Origin of the sequence: Acetobacter thailandicus (genome assembly GCF_011516655.1) — a bacterium.
Lineage (GTDB): Bacteria > Pseudomonadota > Alphaproteobacteria > Acetobacterales > Acetobacteraceae > Acetobacter > Acetobacter thailandicus.
Genome location: NZ_WOSV01000010.1, coordinates 17,150 through 39,951, shown reverse-complemented (window position 1 = coordinate 39,951; position 22,802 = coordinate 17,150). Strand labels below are relative to the sequence as shown.

Genomic DNA, 22,802 nt, shown 5'->3' with positions numbered 1-22,802 from the left:
GGCATAAACCGCCCTGCCCTTACATCCTTCAGTCAGAGTTTCATTGTGCCGTTATCAATAAAGCGCTGATGCCATGACAGAGCTTCTTTCAGCAGATGTGGTGTGTGCTTGCCGAAAGATTCTTTGAGAGAGCGATCGAAATAATCCTGAAGCATTGGCTTATAATCAGGGTGAGCACATTTCGAAATAATTGTGCGTGCACGATTAACAGGTGACATGCCACGCAGGTCAGCAAGGCCCTGCTCTGTTACAAAAATCTGCGTATCCTGCATGATATGATCAACATGCGCTGCCATAGGCACGATAGCAGAAATTGAACCGCCTTTAGCCGTAGAAGGTGACAGGAAGATGGACAGGTAAGCATTACGGGCAAAATCGCCTGAGCCGCCGATACCGTTCATCATTTTTGAACCCATAACGCGCGTTGAGTTCACGTTACCGTAAATATCAGCTTCAATCATACCGTTCATAGCAATACAGCCAAGACGGCGGATAACACCAACATTGTTGCTGATATCCTGCTGACGCAAAATGAGTTTCTTTTTAAAGAAATCCATCCGGTTATTAATTTCAGTCGCAGCTTCCGGGCTCAGCGAGAACGATGTCGCTGAGGCAATACGCATACGGCCGGAATCCAGCATAGACAGCATGCCGTCCTGGATCACTTCGCTGTAGCCGATAAGGTTTTCAAACGGGCCTTCGTTCAGGCCGTCAAGCACCGCATTAGCAACGTTACCAACGCCTGACTGCAATGGCAGGAGTGAAGGAGGCAGACGCCCGGTTTTTACCTCATGCTGAAAAAATTCAAGCAAATGCCCTGCAATCGCCTTAGCTGCGGCATCCGGGGCTGCAAAAGGAGCATTACGGTCAGAATCATTTGTTCTGACAATAGCAGCAACTTTAGAGGGGTCGAGCCGCAGTGACAAACCACCGATCCGGTCATCTGCCCGGCGCAGCGGAATAATATCACGCCCTGGCGCACCACTGACATTGCCATCCCAGATATCATGAATGCCTTCAAGCTCTGCATTCTGCCATTCATTCACTTCGATGATGACTTTATCAGCAAGATCGAGAAAGGTCTGAGAGTTACCAACTGACGAGGTTGGCACAATGCCACCGTCTTCGGTGATGGCCGTTGCCTCAACCACTGCAATATCAAACTTACCGTAATTTCCCTGCTCAGCCCGGGCTGCTACCTGACCAAGATGGTTATCAAAATAGTCTGTTTCATTTGCATTAATACGGTTACGCATTCCCGCATCTGTATTAAACGGTGAACGGAAAGACACACCGTTTACTTTTGCCAGCTCACCATCAAGCTGCGGGCCTGTTGATGCACCTGTAATCAGGCTGATGCGATACTCGTCGCCTTTTGCCTGAGCTTCCGCCATACGTTTAGCCAGAGCGCCCGGAACACTCTTAGGGTACCCTGCGCCGGTAAAACCACTTGTGCCAACAACATGACCATGACGGATCAGGGCTGCGGCATCTTCAGCCGAACAAACTTTACTGCGCAGTGATACGTTACGAATGCGCTCTTTCATGAGAGAACTTCCTGTTTTTCTACTTTTATGTTTTTCAGCACGACATCTTACAACGCCGTAATTTAAGCTAGTTTAGGCAGAAAACGCCCTCTCTGACTTTTCACATGCTTGTGCATCAGGCAATTATGTACAAAATGTGTTCTCTCTTTTTATGCAGCCGTAGCCAGAGCCCACTGTAAGACTGATAAAGCGGATAAATGTTAATGCCCCGAGGTTTTTATATTGACGGAAAAGTGAACCCTGCACTTAAAAAAGGACTCCGCATTATCGGTGATGTACACGGGGATTTTGAAGCTTTCCGTCACGCAGTTTCAACTGATCGCTATATTATTCAGCTCGGAGACCTCATTGACTACGGCCCGGGAAGTGCCGGTGTGCTGCGCGTCATGATGGACATTATTGATAAAGGAAAAGGTTTTTTTCTGATCGGCAACCATGACCGTAAGCTGGGCCGTGCGCTTATGGGGCGTAAGCTGCGTTCTGATCCACCTTTAGAAAAAACTCTCGCTCAGCTGAACCGCCCCGAAAACGAAGATGTCCTCGACCGTATCCTGCCCTATCTGGAAGACGCACCGGCATGGGCCGTTCTGGGGCAAAAAGCCTTTGTCCATGGTGCGTTCGACCTGCGCATGCTGCTTGAACCACCTCCGCCTGCGCTCGGGCGTGTCACCTTTCTGCTCTCACGGGCATTATTTGGTGAAACCACCAACCGTGTGCAGAAAGACGGATACCCCGAACGATGCCTGAACTGGGTTAACTACATTCCAACCGGCTATACTGTTTATTGCGGTCACGACCAGCGCTCAACTAACGGCTGCCCGCTGACACTGCCTGGCCGGGCTGGCGGGCAGGCCGTTTTTACAGACACCGGTGCCGGCAAAGGCGGCCATCTGGCATGGATTGACCTGCCGGCAGAAGCACTGGAGCTCGAAAACATTCCTTCCTGACAACAATCACGATATACTGCCTCCCTGTCCCTTTTCAAAAAATGAGTTTAGCGTGTCAGATCAGCCCACCCCCGTTGAAGCCCTCCTCACCCTTCGTCACAGTATCGATAATATTGATGCTGCGCTTGTCTCTATGCTGGCTGAGCGTTTTCGCTGCACACAGGCCGTAGGCGCCCTTAAAGCCCGCCATCATATGCCGCCGGCTGACCCTGCGCGTGAAACACGCCAGATTGCCCGCCTGCGCAGGCTGGCTGAAGAAGCGCGTCTGGACCCGGATTTTGCAGAAAAATTCCTGACTTTCATTATCAATGAAGTTATTCGTCACCATGAGGCTATTGCCCGTTCAGAAACTGATAAAACATCAGCGTGACCGCACGACGCCTGATACTGCTCAGACATACTGAAGCAGCTCCGGCACCCTTTGGTGACTTTAGCGAAGAGGCTGACCTTGCCCGCCCTCTGACACAGAGGGGGGAAGAAACAGCACAACGCTGTCACCTCTGGTTGCAGGAACGGATGCCTGTGCCGGATTATGTTCTTTGCAGCCCCGCACAACGCACGCGCCAGACACTCTCAGTCGTGGTGCCACAACCTCATAAACCGGTTATCTTCTCAGCACAGCTTTATAATGCCTCATGGCAGTCTTTGCTTCAGAACATTCAGGCCGCACCGGATTATGCACAAACTATTCTGCTGGTTGGCCACAACCCTGGCATTTCTGAGCTGGCCCGCATTCTTGCCTCCCGCGACAGCCAAACAGAATGCGACTTCACACCTGGCGCACTTGCCATATTCTCTTTGTGGAAATGCGATAGCTCTCCGGTCTCCCTGGGCTGGTCAGACTGTGATGCACTAAGCCTTTCTCTGGACACATTCTCGCGACCCTGACACCGAAAAACCGCAGTTTTCCGGGAACGCATTCTGCGATAACGACCGCTTTACCGTGAAGCTCCTTTTCGTTTCCTGCAAGATCAGGGAAAGATGATCCGCAAATCTGATCGTGGATCACAGCACGATATTAAAAGCATCAAAGGAACGATTATGAGCGCATCGCAAAACGAAGGTAAGCAGAGAACCGCTACCCTCTCGCTCGACGGTAAAACAGCCGAATTTCCTGTCCTGTCAGGCACCCTGGGCCAGGATGTTATCGACATCCGCACGTTACCTGCGCAGCTTGGCGCATTTACATTTGATCCGGGATATGGGGAAACCGCATCCTGCAACAGCAAAATAACCTTTATTGATGGCGATAAGGGCATTCTCCTTCATCGCGGCTATTCAATTGCTGAGCTGGCCGAGAACGCAACTTTTGAAGAGGTCATTTACCTTCTTCTGAATGGCGAGCTGCCTGACCAGAATGAATATAAAAAATTCACACACACACTGACTAATCACACCCTTCTGCACGAACAGATTCGCAATTTTTTCAACGGATTCCGTCGTGACGCTCATCCAATGGCAATGCTGTGTGGCACTGTGGGAGCTCTGGCAGCATTCTACCCTGATGCCGGTGACATCGCAATCAAAGCCAACCGCCAGCTGGCTGCAATGCGTTTAATTGCAAAAATTCCGACTATCGCCGCATGGACTTATAAATACAGCCTGGGTGAGGCCCTGATTTACCCTCGTAATGACCTGAATTACGCTGAGAACTTCCTTTCTATGATGTTCACACGTGTATCAGAGCCTTACAAAATCAATCCGGTGCTTGCACGAGCAATGAACCGCATTCTTATCCTTCATGCGGATCATGAACAGAATGCTTCGACCTCAACCGTACGAATGGCTGGTTCAACCGGTGCAAACCCATTTGCCTGCATCTCTGCTGGTATTGCTGCTTTGTGGGGACCCGCACATGGTGGTGCAAACGAAGCTGTGCTGAAAATGCTCGAAAAAATCGGCACTAAAGAGAATATTCCGGCCTTTATCAAACAGGTTAAAGACAAAACCAGCGGCGTTAAGCTTATGGGCTTTGGGCATCGTGTTTATAAAAACTTCGACCCGCGCGCTAAGATTATGCAGAAAACCTGCTACGAAGTGCTTGACGAACTGGGTATTAAAAACGACCCGCTGCTCGACCTGGCCATTGAACTTGAAAAAATTGCGGTCACTGACGAGTATTTCGTTCAGCGTAAACTCTACCCTAACGTTGATTTCTACTCAGGCATTATTCTTAAAGCTATGGGTATTCCAACAAGCATGTTCACTGTGCTCTTCGCTCTTGCCAGAACAACAGGCTGGGTCAGCCAGTGGCTGGAAATGGTTGAAGAACCAGGACAGCGTATCAGTCGCCCTCGCCAGCTTTATACCGGGTCTGCCCCCAGAGCATTTGTTCCATTCAGCGAACGCTGAAAATACTGAAGGCCGGAAATTTTTCCGGCCTTTTTTATATCTGCCCCGTCCTTACAGATATCACGCCAGTAAATACTCAGGCTCACCTCCATCGGTAAGCCCGTTGAATCACAACAACTCTCTCACAGCAATAAATTAACAGGTCCTGACCCTGGGGGAAAAAGTGCCAGCTAAATTTATTTCAAACCGGCATCTCTGAGTGCATTATCATACCAGACTTCAAAATTAGCAATTTTGTAGGAATTTGCTTTATTTCCTAAATCAGCGACAACAATTGCAGGGTTACCAGAGTGGTCATTTCCATTAAAAAATGCGGCCCAGTCACCGTCTCGTGCAAAAGGGATGGGATCAATATCTGAAAAATACTTCCACCCTTTTGTTTTATAGTGAATTCTTAATTCCCACGCCAGTTGCCCCGATTTGGAACGAGAATCTAAAAACCACCACATAAAATATTTTAAAGGTCGAAACGTTTTTTCAAGATCTAAATATGCCTGTGGATAAGAAAAACCTTCAGGTAAAATCTCAGGATCGTATGATTTAAACACGCTTTGCATCATTTATTTTCCGGTTATAACAGGGTCATATAGTGACCCATTAGGCTCAGGCCTCATTCTTTAAGATAGAAGATGGCAGTTGCGACGATATGAATCGCGGACATGAAAGTATGAGCACAGCGATCGTATCTTGTCGCCACGCATGGCACGCCGTGCGCCAAAGGAAAAAACGGCTCAACCCGCTCCATCTGACGTTCAGATAACAAAAATACATCACTCACAGGCTCACCTTCATCGGCAAGCTCGTTGAATCACAACAACTCTCTCACGGCAATAAATTAACAGGTCCTGATCCTAAGTGGCGCACATTCCATCAGATAATGAGACATAACAAAAAAAGGCGCAGAGCCAGCCCTGCACCCGATATAAAATTATTTTTCTAAACTGTTTATACGCTATCAGGGACAGTCGCAGCCGTTAGTCACCCCGTCAGCCTTACGTACAATATGATGATCAATCCACTCTGAAACAAGGCGCCGCGCTTCGTTCAGTGATGCTTCAGGGTGGTGAATACGATACAGAGTAGTGCATGCGTTGAAAGCGGTAAGATCCTGTGTACCAACCTCACGCAGCTCCTGATATGCCGTAATGACGGCCCGTTCGCACTTGCGGGTAATCCGACTCGCTCCGGTAGCCACGACATTTCTCCTAGTTGATAAACATTCTTAACTTTCGCTGATTAAAGGCCAGATTATGGCCAGATGCAAGAGCAAAAATATTACAAACCTTCACGTCTGTTTTACACATCAGTTTTATCTTAATTACCCGTTATGTTTACTGCATAAAAGAACAGAGTGAAAATCAAATTATTTTCTGGCTGAAAAATAAGACCAGAAATGCAATGAAGAATGGATTTTCGCGCTGTCAGCGGCTATGCCAGCATCAGTTTAACTCCTTTTATCGTGTGAGGAAGTGCTCATGACATCACCAGAAAATCTGGCTTCGTCCTATTCTGGCCAGGCCAGCAGCTGGGATCACGATGCCGCTTTGACAACAGCACGTCTGCTTTTAGAAATCAAAGCCGTCAATTTTCGCCCTGAAGACCCTTACACCCTGACGTCTGGCTGGAAGTCACCCGTCTATATCGACTGCCGTCGCATCATTTTCTTCCCTCGCGCCCGTACAAAGATTATGGAGCTGGGTGTTGAAAAAATTGGCCGTCATGTAGGCTATGAAAGCCTGGATGCCGTTGTAGGCGGCGAAACTGCTGGTATTCCCTTTGCGGCATGGATGGCTGATCGCATGCTGCTGCCAATGGCATATGTGCGTAAAAAGCCTAAAGGTTTTGGTCGCAATGCTCAGATCGAAGGTGATGTGCCTGAAAACATGCGCACCCTGCTGGTGGAAGACCTGACGACTGATGGCGGTTCAAAAGTAAAGTTTGCGAATGCCCTGCGTGAAGCTGGTGCTGTCGTTAACCATGCTTTTGTTGTTTTCTACTATGGCGTTTTCCCTGGTGTGCACCGCACCCTTGCTGATATGAATGTTACCCTGCATTCTCTGTGCACCTGGTGGGATGTGCTTGAAGCCTGCTCAACACACCCTTACTTCTCAGAAAGTGCTGCCTCAGAAGTACGCCGCTTCCTTGAAGACCCATGTGCGTGGTCAGCCCGACATGGTGGGGTTGCGACTCTTGAAGAAGCAGCCGCTTATAAAGCCCGTCAGGGATAAAACAGATACTATGAGCCTTACTGCACGTTCAGGGTTACCCCGTATTCTGACTTTCGATTCAGGAATAGGTGGCCTTGGTATCGTGCAGGCCATAAGAGAACTCAGCCCGACTCTGGCCATTGACTATCTGGCAGATACAGCTGTTTTCCCTTATGGCGAACAGGATGATTTATTTTTAACGCAGCGTATTGTTACGCTTATCTCGCAGGCGATCGACAGGCTGAACCCGCATCTTGTGGTGATTGCCTGCAATACCGCCAGCACTCTCGCTCTTGATGCACTGCGCGCTGCGCGACCGGATATGCAGTTTGTCGGCTGCGTGCCCCCCATCAGATGGGCTGCCCGCACAACACAGACAGGTGTTATCGGCCTTGTTGCCACCCGTGCAACGACACGACGCCCTTACCTGGGGCGGCTGCACGCACTTTATGCTCCTGAATGTACTCTCATTGCGCATGCCGCGCCGGGTCTCGCTACTCTGGCAGAGAAAACATTCCGTGGTGATGATGTCTCTGCAGACTCTGTGAGACAGGAAATTTCTGGCTTATTTACACATAAAGACAGTGACCGACTTGATACTATTGGCATTGGCTGCACACATTATACATTCATACTCGACCAGCTAAAAGCCGTTTCACCACCTCACATTACCTGGCTTGACCCTGCCATGGCGGTTGCACGACAGGCCTTAACCCTGCTTCGTGCTGCCCCTCCCCCCACTGACAGGCCTGTACCCGATCAGGCTCCTGCTGCGTGGTTTACAGCCCCGCCACTACAGGCAGATAAACTTCTGCCCCGCCTTACGCATTATGGCTATTCTGACATCAGAGACTGGGTAGATGACGCACCGCATATGTTGCAGGCAGATATAAAAGAATCTGCAAAATAAAAAACACTGACCGAAATATCTCCGGTCAGTGCCTGTTAGTCCTGCAAAAAAATGAACGTAAAAGTCTGTCAGCTTTCGCGGCTGGCTGAGTAACTTGCTGTTTCAGTCAGAAGCGTTTTAAGAGCGCTTTCTTCAAAAACACTCAGAGAAGCCCGCGCCTTCTGGGCATAGTCCTCTGCCTTTCTGAGCGTTGTTGCTATTGCATCAGTCTCTTTAATTAAACGCAAAGCTCTATCAAGGTCTTCAGGCTGCTGCTCAGTCTCTTCAATCACACGGCGCCAGAAAACCCGATCCTCTTCACTGCCGGCTTCATAGGCCGCAAGCACAGGCAGCGTGACCTTACCTTCTCTGAAATCATCACCAACTTCTTTACCCAGCAGAGCCTGGTCTGCTGCATAATCAAGAGCATCATCAACCAGCTGGAACGCCATACCCAGGTTTGCACCATACAGACGCAAGGCCTCACGTTTGTCGGCCGGAACCTCACCAATAACGGCGCCAACCTCACAGGCCGCGGCAAACAGAGCGGCAGTTTTACCATAAATGACCTGAAGGTACTGATCGACCGAGGTAGACAGATCATTCTGGGTGGTCATCTGCATAACCTCCCCCTCTGCCAGCGTAGCAGACGCAGCAGACAGAATAGCCATGACACCGAGAGAGCCATCAGCTGTCAGAATCTGAAAGGCACGCGCAAACAGGAAGTCACCAACCAGAACTGAGGCCTTATTGCCAAAAATAGCATTGGCGCTGGCAAGACCGCGCCTGAGCTGACTTTCATCAACCACATCATCATGCAGCAAAGTCGCAGTATGAATAAACTCTACACATGCTGCAATTTCAACATGCCGTAAATTCTGATCCCCTGCGTCATACCCGCAGAGACGTGCCGAAGCCAGTGTCAGCAAAGGCCTTAAGCGCTTACCGCCCGCCGCGACCAGATGTGCTGCGAGCTGAGGAATCAACGCCACAGAACTCTGCATACGATCAATAATCACCTGATTACATGCCCGCATATCTGCGGCAAGATAATCAGCCAGGGCTTTTAAGCCCGCTTCTCCTGGCTTACTCACTGAAATACTCAATCCATCCTGGCTTTGTGGCCGTGCCGAATTTCGACAGACTAATGATACTATTCAAACGCTACTTCCCCCAGCCAATGGAATAAGTTGACGCACTCTCATATGCGGGGCACCAGAACAGCGTCAAGCTTCAACCGTTTTACAATAAACTGATAATTCTGATCAGAGCCGGGTATGTCTTTTATGTCCTCTCTTTCGTCTGGCACCCTTATGGCCGGAAAAATAGTTTATGACCAGTTTCTTTCCGGCAACCGAACAGGGCTTGAACCAGTCCTTATTGCGGCGGCTGTGCCCGCACGCGCAAAGCAGCGGGTCGCTGAAATAGGCTGCGGCGCAGGTGCAGGCCTGCTCTGCCTGTCTCAGCGCCTGCCTGAGCTGGATTTATGGGGTATTGAAGCAGACGCACCCTCGATTGAACTGGCCCGCCACAATCTTGCCGCCAATAAGCGCGAGAATGTGACATTATTACAAGCCACGTTCCCTTATGATTTGCCCGGGACACTACCTTTCTGTCGATTTGACCATTGTTTTGCGAATCCGCCATGGCATCCGACCGAAGGTACACCCTCACCTCATGCTCAGCGTGATCTCGCCCGTCGTGCCCTGACTGATACGCTTGAAAGCTGGATCAAAGGCTGCACGCGCCTGCTCAGACATAAAGGCAGCCTGACACTCATTCTGCCGGCCTCTCTTATGAGTCGCGCCTGTACAGCACTGACAGAACACCGCTTTGGTGATGTTACACTTTTTCCGCTCTGGCCAAAAACCGGACGTGAAGCACGCCTCATGCTCATTCAGGGAAGATATGGCGTGAAAGGACCATCACGCATTTTGTCAGGGCTGACCCTGCACACACCCGAAGGCGGCTTTACACCTGAAAGCAGTCGCATTCTTAAAGAGGGAGAAGCTCTGCGCCTCTCACTGCAACAGGTGCAGGCTGCCACCCGGGCGAACCCGGGCAACAGCTAAAGATATTTTATTCAAAAACAGAGGCTTCGAAAGCCTCTTCCCACGTTCCGGTGGTCGAGGCACGACTATATTCCGTTGCCCGGTTTTCGAAGAAGTTCGCATGCTCAACAGCATTGAGCATATCATCAAGCCATGGCAGCGGGTTGTTCTGCGTTTTATAAATTGGCTCAAGACCCAGCTGAATCAGACGACGGTCAGCAATAAAGTGAATGTAACTCTTCACCTGCTGCGCATCGAGCCCCTCAACCGAACCCATTTCGAAAGCAAGATCAATAAACGCTTCTTCATGTTCAACAATTGCACGGCAGATATCATACAGCTCATCACGGAGCTTATCTGTCCAGATTTCCGGATTTTCGTGCACAAAGGTTTTGAACAGTCTGATCGTTGAAAGACAATGCAGTGTTTCATCACGCACCGACCATGAAACGATCTGCCCCATGCCCTTTAGCTTGTTAAAGCGTGGGAAATTAAGCAAAATTGCAAAAGAAGCAAAAAGCTGAAGTCCCTCGGTGAAGGCGCCAAAGGCTGCCAGAGTTTTGGCAATTTCGTGCTTACTATCGACAGAAAAAGCCTGCATATAGTCATATTTATCTTTCATTTCTTTATACTTAAGAAATGCAGAATATTCTGACTCTGGCATACCCAGCGTATCAAGCAGATGGCTGTAAGCCGCTATATGAATGGTCTCAATATTCGAAAATGCTGAGAGCATCATCAGCACTTCAGTCGGCTTAAACACCCGGCTGTAATGCTTCATATAGCAGTTGTTCACTTCAACGTCTGACTGCGTGAAGAAACGGAAAATCTGCGTTACCAGATGGCGTTCCGTATCATTCAGTACACGATGCCAGTCTTTAACGTCGTCAGCCAGAGGCACCTCTTCAGGCAGCCAGTGCAGACGCTGCTGTGTCAGCCAGGCATCATACGCCCAGGGGTACCGAAAGGGTTTGTAAACTGGATTGGAGGTGAGCAGGTCAAAATGCTCTTCACCATTATTCCCGGTTTTTTCTTCGCTCATGATACGTCCTGAAAAATAAAAACTTAAAAATCAAACAATTACTGACAAGAAAGGCACTCGTCATAATCTGTCGGATTAGCAGGGGCCGGTCTTGCTGCATCACGCTGAGCAGCATCAGCAGCCAGCACACTGTCTTTTGTCAGTACATCACTCACTGTATCTGCACGCTGAATAGAAAGTGAACGGCAGTAATACAATGATTTTAAACCTTTTTTCCATGCCAGATGATGAATCTGATGCAGGTCACGCTTATGTACATCCGCCGGCAGGAACAGATTGACAGACTGCGCCTGACAGACAAACGGCTGGCGATCTGCTGCGTGCTCAACAATCCAGCGCTGATCAAGCTCAAACGCTGTTTTATAAACGTCTTTCTCGTCATCACTCAGGAAGTCGAGACCCTGCACACTGCCCTTATTCAGAGTAATATGTGACCAGACCTCATCTGTATCCTTACCTTTAGAGGCGAGTAGTTTCTGCAAATGGCGGTTGCGGACTGTAAATGAACCAGAAAGCGTTTTTTGCAGGAACACGTTAGCCGCAATCGGCTCAATACCAGGGCTCGCATTACCGGCAATGATTGAAATAGATGCCGTTGGCGCAATTGCCATTTTGTTAGAAAAGCGCTCGTGCACACCATATTCTTCTGCATCCGGGCATGGGCCGCGCAGATCAGCCAGCTTGCGGGATGCCGCATCCGCCTGGGTACGGATATGTTTAAATATCTTACGGTTCCAGGATTTTGCAACTACGCTTTCGAACGGGACTTTCTTTTCCTGAAGGAAGGAATGGAAGCCCATAACACCCAGACCAACAGACCGCTCACGCATTGCAGCATAAGCTGCTGTGGACATTTCAGGCGGAGCGCGATCTATAAAGTCCTGCAACACGTTATCAAGGAAGAGCATAACATCTTCAATGAACTGCGGGTTATCATGCCACTGTGCCCAGGTTTCCAGATTGAGCGATGACAGGCAGCAGACAGCCGTACGCTGCTTGCCATGATGGTCGATACCGGTTGGCAGCGTGATTTCTGAGCACAGGTTCGAGGTTTTAACCTCAAGGCCCGCCAGCTTATGGTGTTCAGGACGGGCATTATTCACATGGTCAGAATAAACCACATAAGGCTCACCCTGCTCCATACGAGCTGTCAGAATACGGATCCACAGGCCACGAGCCGAAACGGTACGCACAACCGTACCATCTTTAGGTGAAATCAGGCCCCATTCACTGTCAGTCTCAACAGCACGCATAAAGGCATCTGACACCAGAATACCATGGTGCAGGTTCAGTGCCTTACGGTTCGGGTCGCCGCCGGTGGGTCTGCGAATTTCAACAAATTCTTCAATTTCAGGATGCCAGACAGGCAGATAAACCGCAGCTGAACCACGACGCAGCGAGCCCTGGCTGATCGCCAGTGTCAGGCTGTCCATCACCCGGATAAAAGGAATAACGCCTGAGGTTTTGCCGTTACGCCCGACATTTTCACCAATAGAGCGCAGGTTACCCCAGTACGACCCGATGCCACCACCACGGCTGGCCAGCCAGACATTCTCATTCCACAGCCCGACAATACCTTCCAGGCTGTCGCTGGCTTCGTTCAGGAAGCATGAAATAGGCAGACCGCGCGAAGTGCCACCGTTGGAGAGAACAGGTGTTGCTGGCATAAACCAGTGCTGGCTCATATAATCATAAATACGCTGTGCATGTGCAGCGTCAGCGCCATAATACGAGGCTACACGACCGAACAGATCCTGGTAGCTCTCATCTGGCAGAAGGTAACGGTTATCAAGCGTTGCTTTGCCAAACGGCGTCAGAAGGGCATCACGCGAACGGTCAACACGGACCTGGTGATAGCCCGGGAGCTGAACCATGTCATCGAGCTGTGAGGGAGAGAACATATCACACATCCCGGGCTCGCGTGGCTCAGAACAATAGGTTTTTGCTTCCTGAACGTCGACGAGACTCATGGATCGCTGGCTCCGCTTTAATAGTTAATCACTACGGGTGTATATCAGGGCTTCAAGAGCAACACCACATTTCGTGCTTTTGCTTGATGAAGCCCCCTATATCTAGTGTTTTTTTTACACATTGCCCACGAAAAAAACTTGCATCTCACTTTTGCTGCGGTTTTCAGCGGATTCCTGAAAATTAAAAAAAAGTCACCTCTCTTCTTAGCCCTCCTGAATCAGGCCAGACAATTCCATACGACGCCGCGTCGTTTCAATTCCCTCAGCAACCAGCAGCGCAGCCTCAAGCGCGCGCCGGCCCGCACGTGCGTCAACCACGACCGGAGCCCCATCCAGGCAGGCCGCAACAAAAGCCTCATGCTCAGCGTGCAGCGAATCACTTTCCTTCCAGGTCATCGATTCTCGTCTGAAGCCCCCTGTGCCAGGTAAAGGCAGGCCACGCTCGCGCCCTATCATCACCAGTTCGCGCTTACCAAAATCAGCTGACAGATAACCCTCCTGCGAGAACAGGCGCATTCTGCGCTCAGTTTTGAGAGAAATTCTGCTGGCTGTAATCGTTGCGACGCAGCCGTTTTCAAAGCGCACCCGCGCATTAGCGATATCCTCATGATCTGAGCTCACCGCTGCCCCAAGGGCATCAACCTGCGCGATAGGGCTATCGACAATCGCCATCACCAGATCCAGATCATGAATCATCAGGTCAAGAATAACGGATACATCTGTGCCGCGTGGTTTGAAGGGCGCGATACGTGTCGCCTCTATGTAAAGAGGACGCGTAATACGCTGCGTAATCGCGGCATGCTCAGCGGAATAACGCAGCAAATGCCCGACCTGACAGACCAGACACGTCTCATCAGAGAGAGCCACAAGCTGGTCAGCCTGTTCAAGAGTAGCCGCAACCGGCTTTTCAACCAGCACATGTTTGCCTGCTCGCAGAGCTTTAACAGCCAGGTCGAAATGAAATTCTGCCGGTGCAGCAATCACCACGGCATCGCACAAAGCAAATAAGGCCTCGGCTGTATCAAACACAGGGCATTGCGCCTCTGAAGCCACCAGGGCAGCACGCTGCGAATCCGGGTCATACACACCAGCCAGCACCTCACGGGCCACACTTCCGACCTTAAGCGCATGATAACGCCCGAAATGTCCGGCTCCGATAACGCCTGTCCGCAATTTTTTCTGCACTTTTCTTCTCCGCCTCAACGGGCGTGCTCTCCTGTATCGCGGCTTTGCAACACCTGCCACGCGCCCTGTCCTGATCTGCCATTCTACTATGGCTTAATTTTACCACCTTATAAAACCACAGCACGGCATTTTGCACACCAGCCTGAGATTTCCCCTGCCTGCACAAAACAGGCAGACGAGACACAGTTCACCATAAAATATATCATAAACGATGGGTTTATGGCTGACGAGTGTTGCATCATCTGGCAGAGAGCGGCATGTTTCGCCAACCCAAACTGACAATTTCAGGTGAGAATGTACTACAGCCGACTTAAGATGGCCCTGGTTTTAGGTGTGTGCCTGGCAGGTCTGCTGCTTTGCCTCCCCAATGGCCTGCGCAAGCCCGTCCCCTCCATCCCCTGGCGCCAGGTCCATCTCGGACTGGACCTTCGCGGTGGCTCCTATCTGCTTATGCAGATCGATCTGAAAAGCCTGACGCACGACCGGTTACAGGCACTGGCCGACAACATGCGTTCAACATTGCTTCAGGCCCAGCTTGGCTACCGCAATATCACCGTCGACACGGACAAAAGCGCAGTTACGTTTACGCCACGTGTGCCCTCAGAAACTGAGGCTGACCTGGCTGTTCTGCGTAAAATGCCTCAGGCCGCCCCACACGAATTTACTGTAACGGCCGGGCCGAACGGCACCATTGCCCTGACACTCTCGCCTGAAGCTATGGAAGCGCGCGCGCGCTCAGCCATTGCCCAGTCGATTGAAATTGTCCGCCGCCGTATCGACGGAACGGGCGCGATTGACCCTGAAATTACGCGCCAGGGTGATGACCGTATTGTAGTAGAGCTGCCTGGCGTCAGTGATCCTGAACGGATTAAAAACCTGCTTGGCACAACAGCCAAAATGACCTTCAGGCTGGTTGATGCCAACCCGATGCACGCCTCGGCTCCGCCTCCTGGCGTTACTCTGCTGCCGATGTATGACTCAAACGACAGCACGACTCTGCCGGTCTACGACCACGTGGATGTCGACGGTACGAGCCTGACAAATGCGGCAGCAACAATTGATTCTGACAGCGGTGGCTGGGCGGTTGCTTTCTCACTCGACTCAACCGGGGCTCATGCTTTCTCAGACATCACACGCGCTCACGTTGGCGAACGCTTTGCAATTGTGCTCGACAATAAGGTCGTTGAAGCCGCTGTTATCAGAGGCCCGATAACTGGCGGAAATGGTCAGATTACCGGTGGCTTTAATAAAGACAGCGCTACAAACCTGGCCCTGATGCTTAATGCCGGCGCTCTGCCCGCCCCACTGACCGTTGTTGAACAACGTACCATTGGCCCGTCACTGGGTGCTGCCTCTATCCGTGCCGGTATGTTTAGCCTGGCAACAGGCTTCGTCCTGGTTATTGTATTTATGGCACTGTTTTATGGCCGTTTTGGCTGGTATGCCAATATTGCTCTGCTGGCCAACCTGGTGCTGATGATGGCTATTCTCTCGCTGTTTGAAGCCACACTGACCCTGCCAGGAATGGCCGGTATGCTTCTGACCCTGGGCATGGCGGTTGATGCCAATATCCTGATCAATGAGCGTATACGTGAAGAGGTGGCGCGGGGCCGCAGCCCTCTCAACGCGATGCAGGTCGGGTTTGAACGGGCTACATCAACTATCGTAGACAGTAATGCGACAGCCCTGCTGGCACACGTCATGCTGTTTGTGTTCGGCACAGGCCCGGTCAAAGGTTTTGCCCTGACAATTACCATTGGTATTGTCACCACCCTGTTTACCACTCTCTTCCTTTCCCGACTGCTTATGGTTCGCTGGTACGCTCTGACGCGCCCGGCAAGCCTGCCGGTCTGAGACGAGGCGCATCATATGTTCGGACGTCCTCTTCTGCGCTTTGTTCGCAAAGACACTCATATCAACTTTATGCGCGGGCGCTTCGCCGGCCTCATTACCTCTGCCGTGTTGTCACTGGCATCACTCGGGCTGTTCTTTTACCCGGGTCTGACCCTGGGGCTCGACTTTCGTGGTGGCATTGTTGTTGAAGCAAAAACCCCGGACAATGCTGACTTTGCCAGGCTGCGCCATGCGCTGGCCAGCTCTGGTGTTGAGCATGCCTCTATTCAGACCTTTGGCAGTGACAAAGATGTTCTGATCAGGCTCGACACAGCAGCAGGCCAGAAAACTGAAGCTGTTGTTGACACTGTTCGCCATGCCATCAATGAAGCCCAGCCCGGTGCAACGGTTATCAGAGCTGATGCTGTAGGGGCATCTGTCTCTGCGGAGCTGTTCCGCAACGGCATTCTGGCTCTGGTACTCAGCCTTGGGATGATTCTGATTTATATCTGGGTTCGCTTTGAGTGGGAGTTTGCGCTGAGTGCGGTTATTACCCTTGTGCTCGACCTGACAAAAACAGTTGGTTTCCTGGTCGTTACCGGATTTGAATTTGACCTGGTTATGGTGGCAGCTATTCTGACCATTCTGGGGTATTCAACGAACGACAAAGTTGTGGTGTATGACCGGGTACGTGAAAACCTGCGCAAATACCGCACAATGCCCCTGAGAGAACTGCTCGACCTTTCTATTAATGAAACGCTCAACCGTACGCTGGGCACATCCTCAACTGTTTTTCTGGCGACACTGCCTCTGGCCCTGTTTGGCGGAGCAACGCTTTCAGGCTTCGCCTGGACCATGCTTTTTGGCATTGTTGTTGGCACATCTTCTTCTATTTTCATTGCAGCCCCTCTTCTCCTGTTTATGGGAGAAAAGCGCCTGAGACGTGGTGCCAGCACGCCATCATAAAAAACGTTGCTCTCAGGTCACGGTACAAGACAAAAAATCCTGTGCCGTGGCCATTTTTATGTAAATATTTTTCATAAATTAACAGCGCTGTCACTCCGTTTCCACTACGGAATAATTGTCATAAAACCTTCTCATTCAACGCGATACAAATAGCCTAACAGAGCAGGAAGTTTCCCTGATCTGGAGTAGCAACATTGCTGGGCGCGCGGCTGTTAAAACATAAACTTTTTATCTCTGCCTCGGTTATATCCTGTCTGACCCTCGAAGCACACAGTGCTTATGCAGCACCATCTCAGATAGAAATGATGGAGCAGCAAATCAGAAATATGCAGAACCAACTTCAGCAAATGAAGGTTCACCAGGCCAAACGTGACCAGGAGATTTTCAGGCTTAAAAAAATCACCGCTGAACACATGCATCGTGTCGGCCAGGAAAAAATAGACGGACCAATCAGATTTAGCGACAACGCAGAACTGTCAAAACGTCCTTTCCTGACAATCGGGCCATCTGACAGAAAAAATTCTCCAACCAGCTATGCCAGCATCACCGGTATGCCTGTCCCTCAGTCAGCAGCATCTTCTGAGAAAAACTTTCTGCATAAAGGACAATTTAACGTAGGGCGTATCTCTATTACCCTGGGTGGCTTTGTTGAAATGGCCGGCATGTTCCGTTCAAGAAACGAAACCTCAGATATCAGTTCAAATTTTGCTACCATCCCCTGGAAACAAAGCCCCAATGCTCATATTAATGAGTATCATCAGTCTGAACGTCAGAGCCGTTTCTCCGCACTTGTGGGCGCCAATATCTCTGACACAAAAAGCGTCTCAGGCTATACCGAGCTTGACTTCCAGGGTGCAGGCTCTTCATCCAACTCACGACAGAGCAACAGTTACGTTCTGCGCTCACGCCTGATGTATGGCGTTTATGAAGACCGCGGCAACGACTTCTATGTTATGGGCGGCCAGTCATGGTCTATGGCAACCATGTTTAAAAAAGGCATGGCTGTACGTAGCGAAGAAGTACCGCTGGTTATCGACGCACAGTATATTCCTGGCTTTACCTGGACCCGAAATACCGGTGTGCGCATTGTTAAGGGCTTCCACAACCACGAATATCATGTTGGTCTTTCGATCGAAAACCCACAATCTATCTGGGGAGGCACGGTCTACACGCCAGAAGGCAAGAAGATCACTTACAACAACGCCGGTGGTCAGGTTTACAACTCAACCACAACCTACTCTACCGATGTTGCTCCCGACGTTATCCTGAAGGGAACAGCTGACCCAAGCTTTGGCCACTTTGAGGCTTATGGTCTTCTGCGCTTCCTGCATGATCGCGTTAGCCATGTCGGTGGCGGCAAAAGCAATACTGCAGTCGCCGGTGGCGGTGGCGGTGGTATGATTATCCCGATTATCAAGCACAAATTTGACTTCGAAGCTTCAGGCCTCGCCGGCTACGGTATCGGGCGCTATGGTACATCTAACCTGCCAGATGCCACAACCCGCATGAACGGCTCACCAGCCCCTCTGCCAGAAGCCCAGGCTCTGGTTGGCCTGATTGGTCACCCCACCAAAACCATCGACGTTTATGCTTATGGCGGTATGGAGCAAATCCTGAGCCGCAGCTCATATAGTGTGAACGGTAAAGCTTACGGTTATGGTAACTCACTGTTTAATGTGGCTGGCTGTAACATAGAGGACAGCCCGCTGACATGTAATGCAAATATCAAAAGGGTCGCTCAGGGCACCCTTGGTTTCTGGTGGCGTTACAGCCAGGGAGCCTATGGTACACTTGCTCTGGGCGCTCAGTTCTCTCACACAGATGTTGCCGGTTTCTCTGGCATTGGTGGCCGCCCGCATACAGACGACAATATGGCCTTTGTTTCTTTGCGCTATATGCCATTCCAGTAAAACACATCATTTCTTTTGCGTTTCAATACGATCAGGCTCTGCCGGCTTTATGCCGGCAGAGCTTTTTTTATCAGATAACAACAACCAAGAGACAACCGTGTATTATTGTGCGGCTGCTCCCGAAGAGACGACCGACGAAATGGCCCGGGCAAATAAAAATACAGCCTCAAAGAGGCTATGCGACCATAAAAACCACAAGGCTCTTTCTATCAGAACCCGTTTCAGGTCAGATGAAAATATCATTGATTTGACTATAATAACGGGTCACTAACCTGAATATGCTGAGGGTATTTAACTCTCAATAGCCGCCAGGTAAGCAATGACGGCATCTTCCGCCAGATGGAAATTCCTGTGAGAGGGATATCTCTGCGCGATGAGAATACTCAGCAACGCCTGACGATCAATTTTGGCCAGGGCTATAAGCTGCTCATGGCTGACCGCGCCTCTCATAATACGTCCGCGTGCCATCCCATTGGCAATAATATAAGAGTATACCAGCGTGCGTGGCGTGGGCGTCAGGTCAAGCCCCCGGGGATGTGTCTGACAGCCACCCAGCAGGGTCACAGATAAAAGCACCACCACTGTGATGCGCTTTGTAAAATAAGTAGAAATATATTTTTTAAAATTAGTCATTAAGCTTGCTCAATATGGTAAAAAAGCCTGCTACGACAACATTGTCACAGGCTTTTTTGATCCACGACAAGCTTAACACCTATCACTCAGCGCGTTTAGATGCCAGTTCGTCGCGAATTTGCTCAAGCAAAATCTCAGTTTTGGTCGGAGCCGGCGGTGCTGCTGGTTTTGCATCCTCACGGACATGCATTTTAGTTAAAGCCTTAATCACCCAGAAAATGACCATAGCGGTAATCAGAAACTGAATAATCGCATTCAGGAACATACCAAGGTTAATGGTAACAGCCCCAACCTTCTGCGCTTCAGCCAGAGAGGTAACGTGCGGGCCCTTAAGGGTGATAAAAACGTTTGAAAAGTCGATACCACCAATAATTAAACCAATAACGGGGTTAAATACATCTTTTACCAGACTGTTTACAACACCGGTAAAAGCAGCACCGACAATGACACCAACAGCCAGGTCGACAACACTTCCGCGCATAATAAAAGCACGAAACTCAGAAACCCAGCCCGGCGTATGCACTTTCAACTTGGACTCAGCCATAAAAAACCCCTGTTATCACATGAGAGACCTGCCGTAGTTAAAGAATAAATTACGGCATGGCCAGCTTAGACTAGAAAAGAAAAGATTAAATTAACATCTGTTTTTAAGATTAAATTTTCTTTATCGCTTCATCTGTGACCTGGTTTTACATAAAATATACCTGTCTGATGATAAGTTTGAATAAGAACAGTTGATCACTTTGCAACGTGCGGCTATATGCACACGCACGCATATCCCGGTCGGCATCGGGACAACCTTGCCTGAACAGAAAGATTTTTAACATGAAAACCGGCATTCACCCTGACTATCACGAAATTAACGTCGTCATGACCGATGGCAGCGAGTATAAAACACGCTCATGCTATGGCTCAGAAGGCAGCACACTGCGCCTCGATGTTGACACAAAATCTCACCCCGCCTGGACCGGCGTTCAGCGTATGATGGACACCGGGGGCCAGGTTGCAAAGTTCAACAAACGCTTTGCCGGCATCGGTTCTCGCAAGAAATAAAATTTTGCCTTCTGGCAGAACTTGCTTCAGCCCCGCCCCTTGAAAGAGGGAGCGGGGTTTTCCATGTCTGGTATATGGCACAAACGCCCAAACGGGGTTTTGCCATAAAACAACGTAATGACCCTATTATGCTTGCCACACGGGAGCATAGTGACGGTCTGACCTTGCCAGATGAGGAGGTTTTTTTTATGTCTTACGATTTTGCCCCCCTGTTTCGTTCAGCCATTGGTTTTGACAGGCTGGCACAGGTGATGGATACAGCAGCGCGCAATACGTCGACCGCAAGCTATCCTCCCTATGATATTTCTAAAACAGGAAACGACAGTTACAGCCTGACAATGGCAGTCGCCGGGTTTTCCCCTGACGATATTGAGCTCGTTGTGCAGGATAACACGCTGATTGTCTCCGGCCGTGTTGGCGAGCAGCCAAAAACAGGTGAAGTTTTACACCGGGGCATTGCACGCCGGGCATTCGAACGGCGCTTTGCTCTGGCTGACCATGCTGAGGTTATAGAAGCCAGAATGGACAATGGTCTTCTCTCTGTTTCTGTGCGGCAGGTCGTGCCTGAGGCACTCAAGCCGCGTCGTATTGCCATTAGTACAGGAGCAGCAACCTCCGAATCCCTGCCGGTTGAAGCCGCGGCAACACAGCTCGCAACTGTAGCCGCATAGCTGCATCAGCCTTAAAGATTAGAAAAAAGGAGGGGTTTTTACCCCTCCTTTTTTTATATTGATGCATTTGCGTCTTGACCTCACGCACTCCCCTCCCCCATATCAACGCCTGCATAGTACGCTGGCACGCACGCACCCTCTTCGGAACGCTCCGAACCGTCGTAAACTGACCGGTGCCTGCATAAGCCGCTGCCCGACGACAGGATAAACCGATGACAACGTTACCGCTGATGCCAAAAGCCACCGCTGTGTGGCTCATTGAAAAGACAGCCCTGAGCTTTATTCAGGTGGCTGAATTTTGCGGCCTGCACCCTCTTGAGGTCCAGGCTATTGCCGATGGCGAAGTCGCTCAGGGCATCGTCGGGTATGACCCGATTGCCAACCGCCAGCTCACACAGGATGAGATCACCCGCTGCGAAGCTAATCCTGATGCCAGACTGAAAATTTTGCCAACCAATAATCCGGTTAAGCGGCGTTCAAAAGGCGCTCGTTACACTCCTGTGGCAAAACGCCATGACCGCCCGGACGGCATTGCATTCCTGCTGCGTAACTTTCCGCAGCTCAATGACCAGGAAATTGTTAAACTACTGGGCACCACTAAAGACACCATCAGCAAAGTGCGTACCAAGCAGCACTGGAACACACCCAATATTAAACCACGTGACCCGGTTACTATTGGTCTGTGCCGCCAGGCTGACCTGAATGCTGCTGTGCAGGCAGCCACGCTGCGCCTTGAACGCGATGGCCAGGAAATTCCACAGCCCTTACCGGCAAGTGCTGAAGAGCTGCATTTTCCTGCTGAGCTGACACATACACACAGCGAAGAAGACTAAAAAAATCGCTGGCCAGATCAAAATGGCCAGCGATTCGTCTTTTAAGGCGGAGTAAATAAAAAAATCTTCAGGAAGAAAGTCTCTCTATTTCTTCTTTAAGGCGTAGTTTTTTAAGTTTGAGTGTCGTAAGAACCCGCTGGTCAGGCCTTGGACGGCCATCCTCCGATTCAATCTGCTGATCGATGCGTGAATGACGCGATTTCAGATTCGCAATTCTGGACAGAATAGTCATTAGCAACCTCCAACTTATTAACAGGTGGTTTAGGAAGCGTAGCGCAAAAAGAAATTTTTTTTATATGTTTTTTTTAATTTTTAATCGTCTAGGCATGCTCTGACCTCATAACTTTTGCACTGATATCACGTTATTCCGGTCTGCTTTTCAGATATCAGACTACATAAAAAACTGGCGCCCTGCTCATATTCCGGATCATAATCAGACCTTCTTCATCCTGACTGAGGCACGGTATTATGCTCAATGACCGCAATTTTCTTCTGAGCCAGCTTCATGAGTTACGCAGCGAACATCGTGACCTCGACACGATCATCAACCGCCTTCTTCACAGCGATGGCATTATCGACCAGCTTCAGACAGGACGCCTGAAAAAACGTAAACTTCTCCTGAGAGATAAAATTACATGGCTTGAAAATCAGCTTATCCCTGATGATATTGCCTGATCTTATTTCCTATAGCCTGAGACAGACAGATTGTGACC

At 50.1% G+C, this 22,802-nt stretch carries 25 protein-coding genes; 14 read left to right on the top strand and 11 right to left on the bottom strand.

Translation table 11 applies throughout. The features are described from left to right. Positions 1 to 32: 32 nt before the first annotated feature. Positions 33 to 1,547: a succinate CoA transferase gene (locus GOB58_RS11330; RefSeq protein WP_086554117.1), complete on the bottom strand. Its 1,515-nt coding sequence runs from the start codon at positions 1,545 to 1,547 to the stop codon at positions 33 to 35. Positions 1,548 to 1,750: 203 nt separating this feature from the next. Between GOB58_RS11330 and GOB58_RS11325 the strand changes: the two genes are divergently transcribed. The 4 genes from GOB58_RS11325 (at position 1,751) to gltA (ending at position 4,846) form a co-directional block, all read left to right on the top strand. Further along, entirely contained in the window at positions 1,751 to 2,494 is a 744-nt protein-coding gene (locus tag GOB58_RS11325) for a metallophosphoesterase (protein ID WP_086554116.1), read from the top strand. 52 nt (positions 2,495 to 2,546) lie between these two features. Then, a complete protein-coding gene (locus GOB58_RS11320) occupies positions 2,547 to 2,864 on the top strand; it encodes a chorismate mutase (RefSeq protein WP_086554115.1) in 318 nt (105 codons plus the stop codon). Further along, the gene (locus GOB58_RS11315; protein ID WP_173560248.1) at positions 2,861 to 3,382 is read left to right on the top strand and encodes a SixA phosphatase family protein; all 522 of its coding nucleotides are present in this window, start codon (positions 2,861 to 2,863) and stop codon (positions 3,380 to 3,382) included. Before GOB58_RS11320 ends, GOB58_RS11315 begins: the two co-directional genes overlap by 4 nt. Positions 3,383 to 3,535: 153 nt before the next feature. After that, on the top strand, positions 3,536 to 4,846 hold the full coding sequence (gltA, locus tag GOB58_RS11310) for a citrate synthase (RefSeq protein WP_173560261.1): 1,311 nt from the start codon (positions 3,536 to 3,538) through the stop codon (positions 4,844 to 4,846). Between the two features lie 176 nt (positions 4,847 to 5,022). Here the strand turns inward: gltA and GOB58_RS11305 are convergent, their stop codons facing one another. From GOB58_RS11305 to GOB58_RS11295, 3 genes are all read right to left on the bottom strand, one after another. After that, positions 5,023 to 5,406: an SMI1/KNR4 family protein gene (locus tag GOB58_RS11305; protein WP_173560247.1), complete on the bottom strand. Its 384-nt coding sequence runs from the start codon at positions 5,404 to 5,406 to the stop codon at positions 5,023 to 5,025. A 50-nt stretch (positions 5,407 to 5,456) separates the two neighbouring features. Then, positions 5,457 to 5,624 carry a hypothetical protein gene (locus tag GOB58_RS12925; RefSeq protein ID WP_194299717.1) on the bottom strand — a complete coding sequence of 56 codons (168 nt, stop codon included), beginning with the start codon at positions 5,622 to 5,624 and terminating at the stop codon, positions 5,457 to 5,459. A gap of 177 nt (positions 5,625 to 5,801) precedes the next feature. After that, a complete protein-coding gene (locus GOB58_RS11295; protein ID WP_086554113.1) occupies positions 5,802 to 6,041 on the bottom strand; it encodes a hypothetical protein in 240 nt (79 codons plus the stop codon). Between the two features lie 280 nt (positions 6,042 to 6,321). Between GOB58_RS11295 and GOB58_RS11290 the strand changes: the two genes are divergently transcribed. Both GOB58_RS11290 and GOB58_RS11285 read left to right on the top strand, forming a co-directional pair. Further along, positions 6,322 to 7,074, top strand: a complete 753-nt coding sequence (locus GOB58_RS11290) for an orotate phosphoribosyltransferase (RefSeq protein ID WP_086554112.1) — start codon at positions 6,322 to 6,324, stop codon at positions 7,072 to 7,074. 10 nt (positions 7,075 to 7,084) lie between these two features. Further along, on the top strand, positions 7,085 to 7,963 hold the full coding sequence (locus GOB58_RS11285) for a glutamate racemase (protein ID WP_173560246.1): 879 nt from the start codon (positions 7,085 to 7,087) through the stop codon (positions 7,961 to 7,963). A 68-nt stretch (positions 7,964 to 8,031) separates the two neighbouring features. Here the strand turns inward: GOB58_RS11285 and GOB58_RS11280 are convergent, their stop codons facing one another. Then, the gene (locus GOB58_RS11280; protein ID WP_242005326.1) at positions 8,032 to 8,979 is read right to left on the bottom strand and encodes a polyprenyl synthetase family protein; all 948 of its coding nucleotides are present in this window, start codon (positions 8,977 to 8,979) and stop codon (positions 8,032 to 8,034) included. A 249-nt stretch (positions 8,980 to 9,228) separates the two neighbouring features. On the opposite strand from GOB58_RS11280, the gene GOB58_RS11275 reads away from it, so the two are divergent. After that, complete coding sequence (locus GOB58_RS11275; RefSeq protein ID WP_242005323.1) at positions 9,229 to 10,014, top strand: tRNA1(Val) (adenine(37)-N6)-methyltransferase; 786 nt, start codon at positions 9,229 to 9,231, stop codon at positions 10,012 to 10,014. Positions 10,015 to 10,021: 7 nt separating this feature from the next. On the opposite strand, the gene GOB58_RS11270 is transcribed toward GOB58_RS11275, so the two are convergent. The 3 genes from GOB58_RS11270 to GOB58_RS11260 all read right to left on the bottom strand — a co-directional run bounded on the left by GOB58_RS11270 (position 10,022) and on the right by GOB58_RS11260 (position 14,190). After that, a complete protein-coding gene (locus GOB58_RS11270) occupies positions 10,022 to 11,035 on the bottom strand; it encodes a ribonucleotide-diphosphate reductase subunit beta (protein ID WP_086554109.1) in 1,014 nt (337 codons plus the stop codon). 38 nt (positions 11,036 to 11,073) lie between these two features. Then, positions 11,074 to 12,945, bottom strand: a complete 1,872-nt coding sequence (locus GOB58_RS11265; protein WP_369822917.1) for a ribonucleoside-diphosphate reductase subunit alpha — start codon at positions 12,943 to 12,945, stop codon at positions 11,074 to 11,076. A 264-nt stretch (positions 12,946 to 13,209) separates the two neighbouring features. Then, positions 13,210 to 14,190 carry a Gfo/Idh/MocA family protein gene (locus GOB58_RS11260; protein WP_173560243.1) on the bottom strand — a complete coding sequence of 327 codons (981 nt, stop codon included), beginning with the start codon at positions 14,188 to 14,190 and terminating at the stop codon, positions 13,210 to 13,212. Between the two features lie 288 nt (positions 14,191 to 14,478). On the opposite strand from GOB58_RS11260, the gene secD reads away from it, so the two are divergent. From secD to GOB58_RS11245, 3 genes are all read left to right on the top strand, one after another. Beyond that, a complete protein-coding gene (gene secD, locus GOB58_RS11255) occupies positions 14,479 to 16,044 on the top strand; it encodes a protein translocase subunit SecD (RefSeq protein ID WP_173560242.1) in 1,566 nt (521 codons plus the stop codon). Positions 16,045 to 16,059: 15 nt separating this feature from the next. Then, positions 16,060 to 16,989 (top strand): protein translocase subunit SecF, encoded by a 930-nt coding sequence (secF, locus tag GOB58_RS11250; RefSeq protein WP_086554105.1) that lies wholly within the window; start codon positions 16,060 to 16,062, stop codon positions 16,987 to 16,989. A 347-nt stretch (positions 16,990 to 17,336) separates the two neighbouring features. After that, positions 17,337 to 18,899, top strand: a complete 1,563-nt coding sequence (locus GOB58_RS11245) for a hypothetical protein (protein ID WP_233127784.1) — start codon at positions 17,337 to 17,339, stop codon at positions 18,897 to 18,899. A gap of 291 nt (positions 18,900 to 19,190) precedes the next feature. Here the strand turns inward: GOB58_RS11245 and GOB58_RS11240 are convergent, their stop codons facing one another. Both GOB58_RS11240 and mscL read right to left on the bottom strand, forming a co-directional pair. Beyond that, positions 19,191 to 19,532 (bottom strand): hypothetical protein, encoded by a 342-nt coding sequence (locus GOB58_RS11240; RefSeq protein WP_086554103.1) that lies wholly within the window; start codon positions 19,530 to 19,532, stop codon positions 19,191 to 19,193. An 82-nt stretch (positions 19,533 to 19,614) separates the two neighbouring features. After that, positions 19,615 to 20,076 (bottom strand): large-conductance mechanosensitive channel protein MscL, encoded by a 462-nt coding sequence (gene mscL, locus GOB58_RS11235; protein WP_086554102.1) that lies wholly within the window; start codon positions 20,074 to 20,076, stop codon positions 19,615 to 19,617. 281 nt (positions 20,077 to 20,357) lie between these two features. Here mscL and rpmE point away from each other — a divergent pair, with 281 nt between their 5' ends. From rpmE to GOB58_RS11220, 3 genes are all read left to right on the top strand, one after another. Next, positions 20,358 to 20,585, top strand: coding sequence for a 50S ribosomal protein L31 (rpmE, locus tag GOB58_RS11230; RefSeq protein WP_086554101.1), 228 nt, complete (start codon positions 20,358 to 20,360; stop codon positions 20,583 to 20,585). Between the two features lie 188 nt (positions 20,586 to 20,773). Next, complete coding sequence (locus tag GOB58_RS11225) at positions 20,774 to 21,256, top strand: Hsp20 family protein (RefSeq protein ID WP_086554100.1); 483 nt, start codon at positions 20,774 to 20,776, stop codon at positions 21,254 to 21,256. 212 nt (positions 21,257 to 21,468) lie between these two features. Beyond that, positions 21,469 to 22,089, top strand: coding sequence for a DUF1013 domain-containing protein (locus tag GOB58_RS11220; protein ID WP_086554099.1), 621 nt, complete (start codon positions 21,469 to 21,471; stop codon positions 22,087 to 22,089). A 67-nt stretch (positions 22,090 to 22,156) separates the two neighbouring features. On the opposite strand, the gene GOB58_RS11215 is transcribed toward GOB58_RS11220, so the two are convergent. Continuing rightward, the gene (locus tag GOB58_RS11215) at positions 22,157 to 22,321 is read right to left on the bottom strand and encodes a DUF465 domain-containing protein (protein ID WP_086554098.1); all 165 of its coding nucleotides are present in this window, start codon (positions 22,319 to 22,321) and stop codon (positions 22,157 to 22,159) included. Between the two features lie 236 nt (positions 22,322 to 22,557). Here GOB58_RS11215 and GOB58_RS11210 point away from each other — a divergent pair, with 236 nt between their 5' ends. Next, positions 22,558 to 22,764: a YdcH family protein gene (locus tag GOB58_RS11210; protein ID WP_086554097.1), complete on the top strand. Its 207-nt coding sequence runs from the start codon at positions 22,558 to 22,560 to the stop codon at positions 22,762 to 22,764. Positions 22,765 to 22,802: the final 38 nt, after the last annotated feature.